Below are 15,767 nucleotides of genomic sequence, written 5' to 3'. Positions count from 1 at the left end.
CGCTATCGTCGTTTAAGCAAGGATTATGAATATTTACCTACCACCAGTGAGACCATGCTCTATGTTGCCATGGTTCATCTCATGCTTCAAAGGCTTGCTTAAAACTTTTCAAACACTTTCTTAGAAACTAGCTCTCAGAAAGGGGCGTGAACGGGTGAACGGATTCTTGCATGAGTAACCATGGTTTTCAGGGCTAGTTTTTCCCTTGGCACAAAGATTTTTCCGTTAAATTGGCCAGACGATACCCAATGCCATGGACCGTTTCAATAGCATCTGCTGATAAACCGGCACTTTTTAATTTTTGTCGCAAACTCCGCACATGCACCTTAACCGTATCTTCCTCTGGGGGACTCTCTAACTTCCAGATACTATCGATAATCATGCTCCGACTTAGCACCCGACGGCCATTGCGGAGTAGTAATTCCAGAATGCTGTATTCCTTGCGGGTCAAAGACAAAACCTCATTGTCATAACTAACTTCATAGGTGCTTGGATCCAACCTGATTGGCCCCCACTCTAAAACTGGTTGGCACGTTGCACAACCCCGACGCAACAAAGCTCGCACCCTGGCAAATAACTCCCCCAAATCCACTGGCTTGACCACATAATCATCCGCCCCCGCATCCAAGCCCGTGATTTTATCATTGATCGTATCCCTGGCTGTCATCATCAAAATTGGCATTAAATAACTGTGCGATCGCCATTTTTGACAGAGGGTAATCCCGTCCAACTCCGGTAGCATCACATCCAAAATAACGAGGTCATATTCCAGTCGGGAGGCATAGTCCCAAGCGAGGGAAGCGTCAGTGGCAATATCAACGGTGTAAAGCTGGTCACTCAATGCTTCAGCAAGGGTTTCCGCCAGCGGCAAATCATCCTCCACTAAAAGAATTCTCATAGCCCATTGTGCTTTTCTCTATCAACCTCAGCTTACCTGAAGGGGTGAACAGGTCTGGGTTAATTCATGTTGCGAAATGTAACAGTTTTAGTCGCATCAGCTAACTTTCCGATTTCTTTACGATTTTCTCCCCCTTTTCTTCAATTTTACTTTGTTAGGATCGCATTTTTAATGCCAACACATACCAGTCATTGGCTGGACATTAAACAACTTTTAAGTTTAATTACTAACTTTATCTATGACACTGCCTTTAATTGCCTATGCTCCCGTTAGTCAGAATCAACGGGTTACCAACTACGAAGTCTCTGGAGATGAACACGCTCGTATTTTCACCACGGAGGGCACCCTTTCTCCCTCTGCCATGGATAATCTGATCGCCGCAGCCTATCGTCAGGTGTTCAACGAGCAACAAATGATTCAAAGTAATCGGCAGATTGCCTTAGAATCCCAATTAAAAAATCAGCAAATTACCGTGCGGGATTTTATCCGTGGTCTAGCTCTTTCGGATAGCTTTCGTCGTCGCAATTTTGAAGTAAATAATAATTATCGTTTTGCACAAATGTGTATTCAACGATTACTGGGTCGAGATGTTTATAGTGAAGAAGAAAAAATTGCTTGGTCCATTGTGATCGCCACCAAAGGGTTACCTGGCTTCATCAACGAACTGCTCAATAGTCAAGAATATTTAGAAAACTTTGGCTACGATACTGTGCCCTATCAACGGCGGCGCATTCTGCCCCAACGGATTAGTGGTGAGTTACCTTTTGCCCGGATGCCCCGTTACGGTGCTGATCATCGGGAAAAATTAGAGGCGATCGGCTACTTCCGCAACCAAGCTCCGTTAACTTACCGTTGGGAATGGCAAAAGCAACCCTATCCCGCCGGGGTTTATCTAGCAGGGAAAGTCGTGCTTTACGTCGGAGGGGCGTTAGTCAGTTTAGGGATAATTGCCGTTGCCCTTAGTGCTTGGGGCATTATTGGATTGTAGTTTTTTTGATGGTAAAGCCAAGCTGAAGGCTGACAAAATCTATACCGTTATATCCCCCTTTCTTGGGGGACTTAGGCGGTTTAATAACTGGGGTTTTTGCTAGAAATATTTTGGCGTTTAATTATTTATTCTCTGGTTTAATATTTCGAGACTTTGCAGACTTTGTATTTGAGGCCAGACTCCAATGTTGAAACTAGCCGGTAAAAAAGCCTCTGCCCTGACCTGCAAGAAAACGAAGGCAAAAATTGGTATCCTAGAAATGGATCGGCAGTGGTATCAATCAGTCAAGCGATTTTTATGTCCAAGTTTTGAAATTTCTGCTATCAACTTCCAAGATATTTTGTTTAACAATGTTGACGTTGGAGAATATCATTCCATCCTAGTTGGTTGCGGGATTAAATATGAAGCAATTGATATTTCAGCTACTTTAGATTTAGTGACCATTATTAAAAAATTGTCTGCTAAGCCGCCGGCCCTACTACTAATTACGGATTGTGCCGACAGTCAGATCACGGTACAAGCTCGCAGTTACCTGCCCCAAATTGACGGCGTTTTTGCCAAGGATCAAGATTTAGCTTTATTGTTAAAAGTCATGAAAATTATCGCCAAACAAAAATATTTTAAGTAAGGTTTTTCTACTGGGATTCGCTAATATATGGGCAAATTTCTAATTCCAATCGAATTTGTTTTTCTGGCGATCGCCATGGCCTGTTATTTATGGCATAGATACAACCAAGAACGCCGCAGGATTGAAATTAGCCTCAAGCAACAAACCCAACGGGAACGATTTATTAACCATATTAACCAAATTACCCAACATATCCGCCAATCTTTAAACTTGGAAACGGTTTTAAATACCACCGTCGCTGAAGTTAAAACCCTGTTGCAAGTTGATCGAGTTCTAATTTATCGCATTTGGCAAGATGGTACGGGCAGCGCCATTACGGAATCGGTGAATGCCAATTATCCAAGTATTTTAGGGCGGACCTTTTCCGATGAAGTTTTTCCCGTTGAATACCATCAAGCCTACACCAAAGGTAAAGTACGGGCCATTAATGACATTGACCAGGATGACATAGAGATTTGCCTAGCTGATTTCGTCAAACAATTTGGCGTGAAATCAAAATTAGTAGTGCCCATTCTTCAACATAATCGTGCTTCTTCCCTAGATAATGAATCAGAATTTCCCTATCTTTGGGGGCTGTTAATTGCCCATCAATGTGCTTTTACCCGGCCATGGCAACCGTGGGAAGTGGAGTTAATGAAACAGCTAGCCAATCAGGTGGCGATCGCCATTCAACAATCGGAATTATATGAGCAATTACAGCAACTCAATCAAGAGTTGGAAAACCGAGTCGAAAAACGCACCCAAGAACTTGCCGCCACCAATCAATCCCTAAGGGTGGAAATCAGTGAACGACAAAAAACTGAAGCCGCCCTTCGCCATACCAACCACACCCTACAATCCCTGATTGCCGCCTCCCCCAGGGGAATTTTTACTCTTAATTTAGCAGACCAAATTCAGATTTGGAATCCTACGGCGGAACGTATTTTCGGTTGGAAAGAAACAGAAATTATTGCCCATCCAGAATTATTAACGTCTAACATTTTGCTGGAAGATTATCAGCAATTTAAACAGCAAGTTTTATCGGGCATGGCTTCCCCTAGCCTAGAATTAAAATGTCAAAAAAAAGATGGTAGCTGGATTGAAATTGTCATTTCCGCTGCTCCCCTATTGGATAGTAAAGAAAACATTGCCGGATTGGTGGCGGTTGTCGCCGATATTACCGAGCAAAAGCGGCAGGCAGAACAAATTCGTTTGCTACAATCCGTTGTGGTTAATACTAATGATGCGGTGGTGATTACGGAAGCGGAGCCCATTGATGATCCCGGGCCGAGAATTCTCTATGTCAATGAAGCATTTACTAAAATCACCGGTTATACCGCTGAAGAAATGCTAGGCAAAACCCCCCGAGTTTTACAGGGGCCAAAAACTAGTCGCACTGAATTAGATAGAGTGCGGCAAGCCATTAGTCAATGGCAATCAGTTACCGTTGAAGTGATTAATTATCGTAAGGATGGCAGTGAGTTTTGGGTGGAATTTAGTCTGGTGCCCGTTGCCAATAAAACAGGTTTTTACACCCATTGGATTGCTGTGCAAAGGGATGTCACTGAGCGCCGACGCACGGAGGAAGTCCGCCTAGCTTTAGAACGGGAAAAAGAATTAAGCCGCCTAAAAACTCGTTTTTTCTCCATGGCTTCCCATGAATTTCGTACTCCCCTCAGTACGGCCTTAGCTGCTGCCCAATTACTGGAAAATTCTGAAGTGGCCTGGCTTGATCCCGATAAGCGTAGCCGGAACCTACACCGTATTCAAAATTCCGTGAAAAATATGGTACAGCTCCTGGATGATATTTTAATCATTAACCGTGCCGAAGCGGGCAAATTGGAATTTAATCCTAATTGGTTAGATTTGAAGTTATTGTTCCAGCAATTTATCGAAGAAATTCAATTAAGTGTCAGTGACCAATATTATTTTGACTTTATCTGCAACGCTCAAGATACGAAGGCATTGGTAGATGAAAGGTTGGTGCGGTCCATCTTATCTAACCTGTTATCTAATGCGATTAAATACTCTCCCGGGGGAGGGCGGATTAAAATTGCCCTAAGCCTAGATTCGGAACAGATTATTTTTGAAGTCACCGACCAGGGCATTGGCATTTCGCCAGAGGACCAAAAGCAAATTTTTGAACCCTTTCATCGGGGCAAAAACGTCAGAAATATTGCAGGAACAGGACTCGGTTTAATGGTTGCCAAGAAATGTATCGACTTACACGGTGGAAGTATTTTGTTAAAAAGTGCAGTTGGCCAGGGAACGACGGTCACTATCTGTTTAAAACGCTATAACCATTTGCCCCGAGCTTAGGCATAGAAATGTATCACGGCAAGTCCCAAACTCTAATTTTAGGTTCGGCGTGGGCATTTCACTTTCCACAGTTAGGGCCGGCAGGGGAGCCAACACCCTACGGTAAAACAAACTATTCCAGCTCCCTTGCTTTACAGGGGACTATCAGCGGGAATTTCCTGGTAACTCACGCTATCGGGGGTTATGGCAAGGGCCCTAGACTAGTTGTAGTTGGGCAGTTTTGCGCTTTTTGCGGCCACCTTTCGGGGCATCTGCTAGGCAATATTTGACCACATTGGCCAGTTCTTCCAATTGGGCGATCGCCTCGGCCCCTTCTAATTTCATTAATTCTCGGTCATCCCGCATTTCTGTCCAGGTGATGCCGTAGTCCGATACCAAAAAGCGGATCAGATGATTTTCCCCCAAGCTCACCATGAAGGAGGCGCTGTTGAGTTGGTCGCCACAGGTGTAGCAAGAAGCAATGTAGCCCCGATTTTCGAGCACAGTGGCCAAAGCCCTCAAGCTCATGACTAAATCCTTCACGAAATCGCGGTGTTGCTGGGCAAGTCGAGTAAACACATTTCCTCCGAAAATAAGCTAGCTTTTAAAATCTTAATACTTTTTTAAGATTTTCACAGAGGCCTTGTCCGGAAAGGCTAATTTAATACTGTTCAAACTGGTCTCGAAATCCCGCTCGGTCGGGCCATGGTAGTTATCCATCGGCCGGGCCACTGAAATAATCAACCAATTACACTGTCAGATGGGGAAAGGCAAAGCCAATCCAGGGAAGTGTTGTTGCTGTCCAAAAAAGTCACCAATCAGCCTAGGCTTTTTGCCAATCCTCCGTGATCTTAGCGTGATTATTAAAATGGCGATGGCCTTTATACAACTCTTAACCGAAAACAATCCGAGTGGGGAATTTGTTTTTGGTCTATGGAGTGGTGCTGGGCCAGGGGAAACCCTGATTGAAGAATTTTAAAAAATCTTAGAAAAAATTCACGATCTACGGCGAAGGACGATGGAAAAAGCTTCGGAGTTCTGCTTTAGGTCAAAGTTTCTTGAAAATTAAGTTTTTTTCCAGGTCTGAAGCCTTGACAATCCCCGTTGGTGATTTATACTTAGGACAGGTGTGAGGAAATTAGAAAAACATCTGGAGTCGAAACAAGGAAAGACGCCCCAGGTGTTTTTTTATGGCAATTTTTAGGGCGGTCCACAGATGAAGCAATGGCGCTGGATAGTATTGGTGGCGATCGCCGCTCTGGTGGTGATTTCCCTAGCTACGCTGTTTCAACCGCAGGAAACCTCTGGCCGCATCCCGGATTATCAAATTAGCAGTCAGTTGCCCGCCAACCAGGTAGATTATTATCCTCTGCAACAGAATTTAGATGAGGCGTATTATCGGCCTTTGGGAGAGTGGTTGGGTCGTTTAATCCTGCCGACGGTGGAAGAAACTAAAGCCAGCACAGGAGATTGGGTTTGGTTGGAACTGTATCAAGCGCCTTCTATCCAAGAGGGATTAGTGGGACAAAAACTCCGTCTCACCTGGCAGAGCAATGCTGATTTGGACAGATACCTCAAACTAGTGACCACGGATGTAAATTTTACCCCTGCCGCTTTGAAGAGTGAACAGGCAGGAAATTTATTGCCCAACCGTTTAAATGGGCGATCACAGGTGGGGCCTTTGCAATCTTTAGCTGGAGCCAGGCCCGTGGACGATGTGCTGGTGCGGTTTGACCAAGCCCAAGTTAATGTTCCTCTGGGCAATCAAGCCGAAATTAAACTGGCCACCATGCCCAAAATGGTCACGGGACGCTATCAAGCCCTAGTGAAAATTATTGGCCCTGCTCCCAATGCCCCCGCCAATGCCATACCGCAGGATTGCCCTGGAACTAAACCCTGCCCAGCGGATTTGATGCTGGTGCAACATTACAACCCTGGCAGTAAAGAGTTTGACGGGCCCCAGGAAACCATTCGCATTCCCCAACAGCCTCGTCTCAATGGCGATCGGTTTATGTCCACCCCCAGGGATTTGGCTAGTTCTCCCGTGGGTCAGGCGGGTTGGTACGTCTATGGCGCCCAGGGTAAAGATGGCATATTTACGGTGCAATCCCTCAAACCCCGGTCCTTGGTGCAATTGCAACCCGATGAACAAATTTTTCGCCTCGGCCCCGGTCGGGACTATATTAATCACCAAAACTGGCAGAATACCCCTGCTCGCAAAGGCACAGCCCAAAAGGTTTTAGTTGATCCCCGCAGTGATTCCCCCGCAGTAGCTTTAGGGCAATGGCAAGAAGGCGATCGCCTGTTGGGAATGCATCTATTTGGCGGCATTGGGGGGAAATTGGGGGAAAAAATTATGTTGGGTACGGTGACGGGGCATTTTTCCTTTAGCTTGCCCAAAGTTATCCGGGATCCCTTTACGGAGGAGTTGCAGTGGGAAATTCCCTACTACCAGGTCTATGCCCATAATCCCCAGGGCATCATTGCCGGTTCCCAAACATGGGAAAACTACGCGGGTAATTTGCAGCGGGGCTGGATTCAGAGCCGTCCTTTTGCTGATGTGGTGGTCAAGCTGGATGTGCTGGAGGACTATAACTTCGGCGGCTCCGTACTTTCTCCCCTGGATGAGTTGCAAAAACAATTGCAAATCATGATGGCCCGCTACCGAACGGGGGATGGCACTGGCTATGCAGGGGTCAGTCCGGCGGCTTCCTGTGTACAGGATTCTAACCAAGCTCTGTACTTGGCAATTGTTGGTCTACAGCAGAAAGTGCAAAATAGCCCGGAAATTATTACTTGGTTAGCCCAGCATGCCAATTCCCCGGAAAACCAACGTTTCCAACGGCTACAGCAATTAGGCGATCGCCTGTTGACGATGCTAAAACCCAGGGGCGTTACGAGGGAAGATTGGCAAAATAATGCCGCCACCCTGGCAGGTTTAGATCCGGATAATCCCACCAATCAATACGATTTCATCCAGGAAAATACCCTAGCCAATGCTCTGCTCAGTTGGCAGTCCATGTTGCCCCGGTTGAATCAGGATATTCTCAACCAAATTTTCTTGGAACAGGGGGCTCAGCTTTGGTTTATGCGCCCCAACCAAGTGGGAGGATCGATGCCGGAAATTTTACCCCTGGCCCCCACTGGTATTTTTGGCGATGTGCCTGTTCTCTCCGCCCTTGCCCGTCGGATTCTGGCCGCCACAGTATTTTTACCCCGGCCCCAGGATTGGCAATTCTTCGGGATCGCTGTTGTCGTCTACGGGGCGATCGCCATGACCTTGGGCTTTAAATTTGGCTTTTTGCAATGGCAATGGTGGGGCCAATCCCTCGGTGGCAGTGTGAAATCAATTGTCGGACTGTTTTTTCTGCCGGCGCTGGGGGAAGAATTGGTGTTTCGGGTTATGCTGTTGCCCTATCCCACGGAACTGAATTTGTTTTGGCCAACGCTGGGGGCCATGGTGCTGAGTTTAGTGTTGTTTTTGGTCTACCATCCCCTCAATGCCCTGCTGTTTTATCCCAGGGGACGAAATATATTTTTCCAACCCATTTTCCTCAGTCTCACCGGTTTACTAGCGATCGCTACCACAGCGATTTATTGGCACAGTGGCTCCCTATGGTTAATCGCCATTTTCCATTGGTTAGTGGTGACGGTCTGGCTCATGGCCCTCGGGGGCTACGGCAAATTGGCCGATAATGCGCCTAAGAAGTTAAAGAAATTCAACAATTCCGTTGCCTAACGGAGAAATCCCCTCAATATGGAGGGGAAAAACAAGATTGTCCATTCCCGAGAGGTTTCCATGGTTCCCCAAGTGGATGTGTTGGTAAATAAGCAAATTTTGATTGAACGGGCCCTAGTCTGTGTCACTACCCGCATTACCAAGGCGATCGCCGAGCGGGGTCAAGGCACCATTGCCCTATCGGGAGGCAGTACCCCCAAACCGTTATATGAAGCCCTCGCCCGCCAAGCCCTCCCCTGGGAAAAGATCCATGTTTTTTGGGGGGATGAACGTTATGTTCCCGTAGACCATCCCGACAGTAACCAACGCATGGCCCGCTTAGCTTGGTTAGACCAGGTGGATATTCCCGAAGCAAATATTCATCCCATGCCAACCACCGCTGGCAATGCGGAACAGGATGCCCAGGTCTATGAAAATGAGTTGGCCACTTTTTTCCAGGTGGAAGCAGGACATTTTCCCGCCTTTGATTTAATCCTTTTAGGTTTGGGGGATGACGGCCACACGGCTTCCCTCTTTCCCCATACCCTTGCCCTGACCGTTGGCGATCGCCTAATTACGGTGGGCAATAAAGATGGCCAACCCCGGTTAACTTTTACTATTCCCCTGATTAACCGAGCCCGTTCGGTAGTTTTTCTCGTAGCAGGGGCCAGTAAGCAGCATGCATTAGGGGAAATTTTTGCCCCCGAAGCCGACCCCAAGCAATATCCAGCCCGGTTTATCCAGCCCCAGGGGGAACTGATCTGGCTTCTGGACCAACAGGCGGGGGAAAATCTACGCCCTTGAAAGCCAGCAATAACTGTGTCCCCGTGCCCTGAATCCTCTCGTATCAAAATGTTACAATCCATTTAGCATTTTCAAGCTATTGGCCCTTTTTGCTTTATGGGTGAATCCACTAGGACTGGACAACTTACCAACCCTGACCATAGCCTCCGTTGGATCATTTTGGCCATGGTGGTGGGGGTTTTATTCACCGGGGGCATAATTTTTTACAGTCTCCGTTCCGGGGTCAATCAAGGGGAGGATAACGCTTCCAGTGCCCTTTCTCCCGCAACCCAAGCTCCAGAAGACAAGCCCGTGGCCGCCCTGGGACGCATTGCTCCCCTGGGGGAAATTATTAAGCTTTCCGCTTCCCCCGGTTCTTTTGGTGGGGCGAAGGTAGCCAGAGTATTAGTCAAAGAAGGGGACAAAGTCAAAGAAGGCCAGGTGGTGGCAGTGCTGGATTCCTACGAACAAAAAGCCGCCGCTGTGGTTTCTGCCCAGGAATCGGTTCGGGTAGCCCAAGCAGATTTGGCCATCATTGAAGCCGGTGCCAAACGGGGAGAAATCGCTGCCCAGGAGTCCCAAGTCCGGAAAGCCCAGGCGGAATTAGAACAGAATTTTGCTGTCAACCAAGCCGCCCTGGCCAATTTGGTTAAGCAGTTGGAAGGGGAAAAGTTAGAGCAACAGGCCACCATTGATCGCCTCCAGGCGGAGGTGAATCAAGCGGCCAATGATGACCGTCGTTATCGCAGTTTGGCCGAAAATGGGGCGATCGCCATGGCGGACTGGGAACAGCGACGTTTGAATTTGGAAACCAGCAACCAGCGCTTGCGGGAAGCTCAGGCCCGGCTAATGAAAACCGAAGCTACTTTGGAAGAACAAATTCGGGAACAGCAATCAGTCCGAGATAAGGACGCCCAAACCATGGTGCTGGAAAGGGAATCGGCCCGGGCCACCCTATCTCAAATTGCCGAAATTCGTCCGGTGGATGTGCAAAAAGCCCAGGCGGAATTGAATTTGGCCATGGCCCGTTTCCAGGAAGCCCGAGCTGAGTTGGACACTGCCCTGGTGCGGGCTCCGGTGGATTCCCAGGTGTTAAAAATTTATACTCGCCCAGGGGAAAAAGTTAGTGATACTAATGGCATCCTCGATCTCGGCATTACCTCCCAAATGATTGTGGTGGCGGAAGTGTATGAAAATGACATTGGCCGGGTGGAACTAGGTCAAACTGCTTGGGTGCGTAGTGAAAACGATAGCTTTAGCGGTGAATTGGAAGGGCGAGTTACCAATATTGGTTTGAGAATTGGCAAAAATGATGTGCTGGACTCCGACCCCGCCGCCGACATTGATGCCAGGGTGGTGGAAGTAAAAATTGCCCTCAGCCCCAGCGCCAGCAAAACCGTGGCCGGCTTGAGCAACGCCAAAGTGGTGGTCAAAATTGAACCCGACAGCGCTCCCCCTTCTGCCCCCAACTAACAATCAATCAACCAAAGATTTATCCATCAGTACATTAGTAGATGAAAATTTCCCTTGCCTGGCACCAGCTATTCCATGAAAGGATGCGACTCCTGGCGGCGATCGCCGGCATTGCCTTTGCCGATGTGCTGATTTTTATGCAACTGGGGTTCAAAAATGCCTTGTTTGACAGTGCGGTCCGGGTGCCTGAAAGTTTGCAAGGGGATTTATTTATTCTCAGCACCCAAACGGACACCTTTGTTAACCCCACCCCTTTTGCAGCCCGCCGTTTATACCAGGCCATGGGCAACGCCTCTGTTAAGGATGGCACTAGCCTCTACATTGACATCAACCGCTGGAAAAACCCGGAAACTAAAGTCAGCCGCCAGATCTACATCATGGGTTTTAACCCCGTTAACAATCCTATTAATCTACCGGGGGTAGAGGAAAATTTAGATCTGATTAAGCGCCCCGACGTATTCCTCTTTGACCAGGATTCCCGGGAAGAATTTGGCCCGGTACCAGCTCTGTTAGAAGCCGATGGCCAAGTTTTCACCGAAGTGGGTAATCGCCGCATCCAGGTGCAGGGTTTATTTACCCTTGGTTCCTCCTTTGGGGCGGATGGGACGTTAATTACCAGCGACTTAAATTTCTTCCGTCTTTTTCCTAATCGGGACCGTAGTTCCATTGATGCGGGTATTTTGCAACTCAAACCCGGTGCTGATCCGGAAAAAGTAGCGGAGGAAATCCGCCAAGAGTTAACCGAGGGGGATGTCCAGGTTTTCACCAAGGAAAAGCTAGTCCAATACGAATTAAATTATTGGCAAACCCGCACCACCATTGGTTTTGTCTTTGGTTTGGGCACCGCTATGGGCTTCATTGTCGGTACCGTCATTGTTTACCAAATTCTCTACACCGACGTTTCTGACCATTTGCCGGAATATGCCACCCTCAAAGCCATTGGCTACGGCGATCGCTATTTGTTGGGAGTTGTGTTCCAAGAAGCCCTATTGCTAGCAGTGATTGGCTTTTTACCCAGTTTTGGGTTGGGGATTCTACTCTACACCAACACAGCCCGGGCCACGGGTTTGCCCCTGATTATGACCACGGCCAGGGCATTAACTGTATTAATTATGACCATTGCCATGTGTTGCATTTCCGGGGCGATCGCCGTGGGGCGTTTGCGGGCTGCAGATCCAGCGGATATTTTCTAGACTTACTTATCTTGTTCTAATTTTTCAGTTTGTGCCAGTGGTGATTTTGTCTTAACATTTATTCACAAAACTTTATAGTTTGTCATAATAGCGATGGACAGTCTTCTCACTAGGAAACATTGCTATGAAAACCGCTGCTAAAATTGTCGCTTTTACCGCTCTGACCGGATTTGCCCTGGGGATGCCCACCGTTGCCATGGCGGAAATGGAGACCACCGAAAAACCTGCCGTAGTTAGCCAAGCCGCCACGGACTCCTCCATGACCATTGTGGAAGTCGCCGCAGGTAATGAAACTTTTAGTACCCTCGTTGCAGCAGTCAAAGCGGCTGATTTAGTGGAAGCTTTATCCGCTGAGGGCCCCTTTACCGTTTTTGCTCCTACCAACGAAGCCTTTGCCGCTCTACCCGCTGGTACGATAGAAAGTCTTTTGTTACCTGAAAACAAAGATAAATTGGTGAAAATTTTGACCTATCACGTGGTGCCCGGCGAAATCACCGCTGCCCAGGTTCAATCCGGTGAAGTGGCATCCTTAGCTGGGGAGAATCTCACCTTCAAAGTCAAAGACGGCAAAGTGAAAGTTAACAAAGCCACTGTCATTTCCGCCGATGTGGATGCCAGCAACGGTGTGATCCACGTCATTGATCAAGTAATTCTGCCTCCTATGTAATCTGTCCGAATCAATCTAAGATCTTTGGCCTAAGTTTTGTTAAGTGGGGTTCCAGTTTCCAGGAAATTGGCCCCACTTTTTGCATGCATGCTACCTTTACAGGGGAAGTGCCTCGGGGCATAGTGAAACTTGTTCGGCAGTGGGATGGAAAACTGTGGCCATTAATTCGTCTGATTCAGCAACAACAGTGATTGTCGGTGGTGGTTTTGTTGGACTATTCACTGCTCTCCATCTGCGCCATCATCAGCACGCCGGCCCCATTGTCCTGGTGGAACCCCAGGCAAATTTTGTCTTTAAGCCTATGCTCTACGAGTTGCTCACCGAAGAGTTACCGGAGTCGGTGGTTTGTCCCAGTTACGAAAAATTGTTGGTTAATAGCGGTATTGATATAGTCCAAGCCAAGGTTGTGGATCTGCAATTGGCGGAAAAACGGTTAGTACTTGATTCTGGCCAAGAACAGCATTATGACTATTTGGTGCTGGCAGTGGGGTCAGTGCAGGGCTACTTAGGAGCCAAAGGAGCCGAAGAATACGCCTTTGCTTTCCGCTCCCAAGCCGAGGCGATCGCCCTTAGGGATCATCTCAAAGCCTGTTTAGAAAAGTCGTTAACCACAGCAGATCAAGCGGAAAAGGAAAGATTATTGACGGTGGCGATCGTGGGGGCCGGCCCGGCGGGGGTGGAAATGGCGGCTACCTTGGCGGATTTATTGCCCAGTTGGTACGTGCCCATGGGTGGGGATCTCAATGATTTAAAGATTTACCTAGTGAACCATGCGCCGGGAATTTTGGCCGGGGATGCCAATAGCGGGCTCAAGCGCTGTGCCCTGGAAGAGTTGCAAGCTAGAACTATTCCAGTGACGTTGAAGTTGGGAGTGGGGGTTAAAGGTGTCACCCCAGAAAGTTTGCAATTTGTGGAAACTGGAGAGGAGGAATTGCGCCACTTAGACACTGGCACCACCATTTGGACCGCAGGTACAGCGGTTAATCCTTTACTTAAAACCCTCAAGGAACAAATTCCCGCCGAGGAACTCGATCGCCATGGGCAACCCTTAGTAACCAGTACGTTGCAATTGCCTAGTTTTCCCCAGGTATTTGCCGCCGGTGACTGTGTGACGGTAAAAGATAATCCCAAACCCGCCCTGGCCCAGATTGCCTACCAACAAGGAGCGGCGATCGCCAAAAATTTAATGGCGGTACACAATGGTAAACCGTTGGTTAGTCCCGATCCCCAACTGCGGGGCACATTGATGAAGTTGGGCTTGAACAATGGGGTGGCCAATTTATTTGACCGGGTACGCATCCAAGGCAAGGCAGGGGATTTATTGCGGAATGCTACCTATCTGGAGCTATTGCCCACCCCCCTGCATAACTTTAAATCCACCACCCAATGGCTAGCGGAAGAAACCATCGACCGTTTCCATCGTCCCCACGCCCCCACAGCCCAGGAACTAAAATGGGCCGCCATGACCCCGGCCCAACGACAGGAATACCAGGGCATCAGGGCGATCGCCATCATTGCGCCCCTGATTTTTATCGTCCTGTTGTACCTTGGCTTCAAAACACCGGAAAGGGAAAGGGCTCCTTTCGTCCCCCAACCTAGCCCCGGTATGAATCGGTAGGGGGGTTAACCTATGGCCAATTACTTTTAATTTTTTATTAGTTTTTAAATTAGCTAAATTTGTATTTAAATCTGTTCTTGACCTGACCACACCGGCAACTATTAACTTCAGCCCCCAAACCCAACCACTTTGCGGAACCTGCCCATGTTCACCCTCAATGACCAAAATCTGCCCTACCCCGATACCCTCCATCCCATCATTGTCCACTTTGTCATTGGCATGGTTTTCTTTGCCTACATTAGTGAACTGGTGGGCTACCTCCAAAAAAAGCCTAGGTTCTTTGAAGTCGCTTGGTGGAATTGGCTCACAGCGGCGATCGCCATTTTTTTTGCGGTAATTTTTGGGGAATTTGAAGCGGCCCTGGCCATGCCCTACCCGGCGGCCCAACCGGCATTGGATTGGCACACCGTCAACGGCTGGTCATTGTCGGCCATTTTGGCAGGGTTAACGGCTTGGCGGGGAGTATTGAGGGTACGAAATCCGCTGAAAACCAGCCTGCCTTTCCTCATGCTAGCCACTGTATTTATGGTGTTAGTATGCATCCAAATCTTCCTCGGCTCCCTGGTGGATTGGGTTTATGGTCTGCACACCCTACCCGTAGTCCAAGCAACCAAAGACGGCATTATTCCCTAGTCTTAACAAGTTTTCAAAATAGAAGTTTTACCCCCCATCTCATTTTCACTGAGGAAATCTAGCGCACCATGAACCCTTCCCTGATTGACCAACTCAAAGAAATTGGCCTCCAGCTAGGCACCAATGGTCTGCCCTACCGATTTCCCATCCATCCCAATTTGGTTCATTTCAGTCTGGGGTTATTCATCATTGCCCTAATTTTTGATTTTGCGGGCGTATTTTTCCCCTTGGAGCGGCCAATTCTCAAAGGGTTTGCCATTCCCGCCCAACGCCAAAACTTCTTTGATGTGGGTTGGTACAATGCCGTGGCCGGTGCCTTCATTAGTTTTTTCACAGTGGCGGCGGGCTTTTTTGAAATTCTTTTGGCCCAACCTCCCACAAATCAGGTCAGCGATTGGGGCATTGGCGCTGGCACTACCATGTTACTCCATGGCGTGGGGGGCATCCTGCTACTGGCGATGATGGTGGGCACAACTATTTGGCGTGGCTATCAACGGTTTGTTTGGCGCACCAATTGCCGCAATGAAGTTAGCTGGGCCTATCTCGGTTTTGCCCTATTTCTCATGGCCTATATGGCCATCCATGGCACCCTGGGGGCCCAACTGGGGGCAGAATTTGGCGTACACAATACGGCGGCTCATATCCTCCGCATGGGGGAAAATCCCAATGTGGTGCTCAGTGAGGGAGGTATGGATCTTTGAAGGTTGGTTGGCAAAGTTTGACCAAGGCGTGGAACAAGGCTAATCCGATCAAAGCAAAGAAAATTTCCCTAAGAACGTGTTTAGAAAATTTTATTGCGTCCCCTAAATCGACCGGAATACTGGGGGAATTTCACTCACTTTTCCCCAAAATTGGGGGGCCAGGGGGGCTTTTAAAACAGGTTCTAAACCT

The 15,767-nt window shown here is 48.2% G+C and carries 13 protein-coding genes and 1 pseudogene; 12 read left to right on the top strand and 2 right to left on the bottom strand.

The features are described 5' to 3' along the window. Nucleotides 1–102 (top strand): annotated as a pseudogene (locus BWK47_RS15595) (IS5/IS1182 family transposase); the annotation flags it as partial. Between the two features lie 91 nt (nucleotides 103–193). Here the strand turns inward: BWK47_RS15595 and BWK47_RS15590 are convergent. Beyond that, nucleotides 194–898: a response regulator transcription factor gene (locus BWK47_RS15590; RefSeq protein ID WP_010874216.1), complete on the bottom strand. Its 705-nt coding sequence runs from the start codon at nucleotides 896–898 to the stop codon at nucleotides 194–196. A 238-nt stretch (nucleotides 899–1,136) separates the two neighbouring features. Here BWK47_RS15590 and BWK47_RS15585 point away from each other — a divergent pair, with 238 nt between their 5' ends. From BWK47_RS15585 to BWK47_RS15575, 3 genes are all read left to right on the top strand, one after another. Further along, nucleotides 1,137–1,886, top strand: coding sequence for a phycobilisome rod-core linker polypeptide (locus BWK47_RS15585; RefSeq protein WP_162329364.1), 750 nt, complete (start codon nucleotides 1,137–1,139; stop codon nucleotides 1,884–1,886). A 184-nt stretch (nucleotides 1,887–2,070) separates the two neighbouring features. Beyond that, entirely contained in the window at nucleotides 2,071–2,514 is a 444-nt protein-coding gene (locus BWK47_RS15580; RefSeq protein WP_162329363.1) for a hypothetical protein, read from the top strand. A gap of 27 nt (nucleotides 2,515–2,541) precedes the next feature. Beyond that, nucleotides 2,542–4,812 (top strand): sensor histidine kinase, encoded by a 2,271-nt coding sequence (locus tag BWK47_RS15575; protein WP_162329362.1) that lies wholly within the window; start codon nucleotides 2,542–2,544, stop codon nucleotides 4,810–4,812. Between the two features lie 195 nt (nucleotides 4,813–5,007). On the opposite strand, the gene BWK47_RS15570 is transcribed toward BWK47_RS15575, so the two are convergent. Beyond that, nucleotides 5,008–5,370, bottom strand: coding sequence for a DUF1815 family protein (locus BWK47_RS15570; RefSeq protein ID WP_010874211.1), 363 nt, complete (start codon nucleotides 5,368–5,370; stop codon nucleotides 5,008–5,010). A gap of 637 nt (nucleotides 5,371–6,007) precedes the next feature. On the opposite strand from BWK47_RS15570, the gene BWK47_RS15560 reads away from it, so the two are divergent. The 8 genes from BWK47_RS15560 (at nucleotide 6,008) to BWK47_RS15525 (ending at nucleotide 15,577) form a co-directional block, all read left to right on the top strand. Next, complete coding sequence (locus BWK47_RS15560; protein ID WP_162329361.1) at nucleotides 6,008–8,530, top strand: CPBP family glutamic-type intramembrane protease; 2,523 nt, start codon at nucleotides 6,008–6,010, stop codon at nucleotides 8,528–8,530. An 18-nt stretch (nucleotides 8,531–8,548) separates the two neighbouring features. Then, nucleotides 8,549–9,313: a 6-phosphogluconolactonase gene (gene pgl, locus BWK47_RS15555; RefSeq protein WP_162329360.1), complete on the top strand. Its 765-nt coding sequence runs from the start codon at nucleotides 8,549–8,551 to the stop codon at nucleotides 9,311–9,313. A gap of 96 nt (nucleotides 9,314–9,409) precedes the next feature. Continuing rightward, nucleotides 9,410–10,765 (top strand): HlyD family efflux transporter periplasmic adaptor subunit, encoded by a 1,356-nt coding sequence (locus BWK47_RS15550; protein WP_162329359.1) that lies wholly within the window; start codon nucleotides 9,410–9,412, stop codon nucleotides 10,763–10,765. 41 nt (nucleotides 10,766–10,806) lie between these two features. After that, complete coding sequence (gene devC, locus BWK47_RS15545) at nucleotides 10,807–11,958, top strand: ABC transporter permease DevC (RefSeq protein ID WP_162329358.1); 1,152 nt, start codon at nucleotides 10,807–10,809, stop codon at nucleotides 11,956–11,958. A gap of 124 nt (nucleotides 11,959–12,082) precedes the next feature. Next, nucleotides 12,083–12,625, top strand: a complete 543-nt coding sequence (locus BWK47_RS15540) for a fasciclin domain-containing protein (RefSeq protein WP_162329357.1) — start codon at nucleotides 12,083–12,085, stop codon at nucleotides 12,623–12,625. 154 nt (nucleotides 12,626–12,779) lie between these two features. Then, nucleotides 12,780–14,243 (top strand): NAD(P)/FAD-dependent oxidoreductase, encoded by a 1,464-nt coding sequence (locus BWK47_RS15535; protein ID WP_162329356.1) that lies wholly within the window; start codon nucleotides 12,780–12,782, stop codon nucleotides 14,241–14,243. 144 nt (nucleotides 14,244–14,387) lie between these two features. Next, entirely contained in the window at nucleotides 14,388–14,876 is a 489-nt protein-coding gene (locus BWK47_RS15530) for a DUF2231 domain-containing protein (protein WP_010874203.1), read from the top strand. Nucleotides 14,877–14,944: 68 nt separating this feature from the next. Beyond that, on the top strand, nucleotides 14,945–15,577 hold the full coding sequence (locus BWK47_RS15525) for a DUF2231 domain-containing protein (RefSeq protein WP_020861928.1): 633 nt from the start codon (nucleotides 14,945–14,947) through the stop codon (nucleotides 15,575–15,577). Nucleotides 15,578–15,767 lie beyond the last annotated feature (190 nt).

The sequence above is a fragment of the Synechocystis sp. CACIAM 05 genome (genome assembly GCF_010222815.1).
Taxonomy (GTDB): Bacteria; Cyanobacteriota; Cyanobacteriia; order Cyanobacteriales; family Microcystaceae; genus Synechocystis.
The sequence above is the reverse complement of the archived record's forward strand: the minus strand, read 5'-3'. Positions and strand labels throughout refer to the sequence as shown.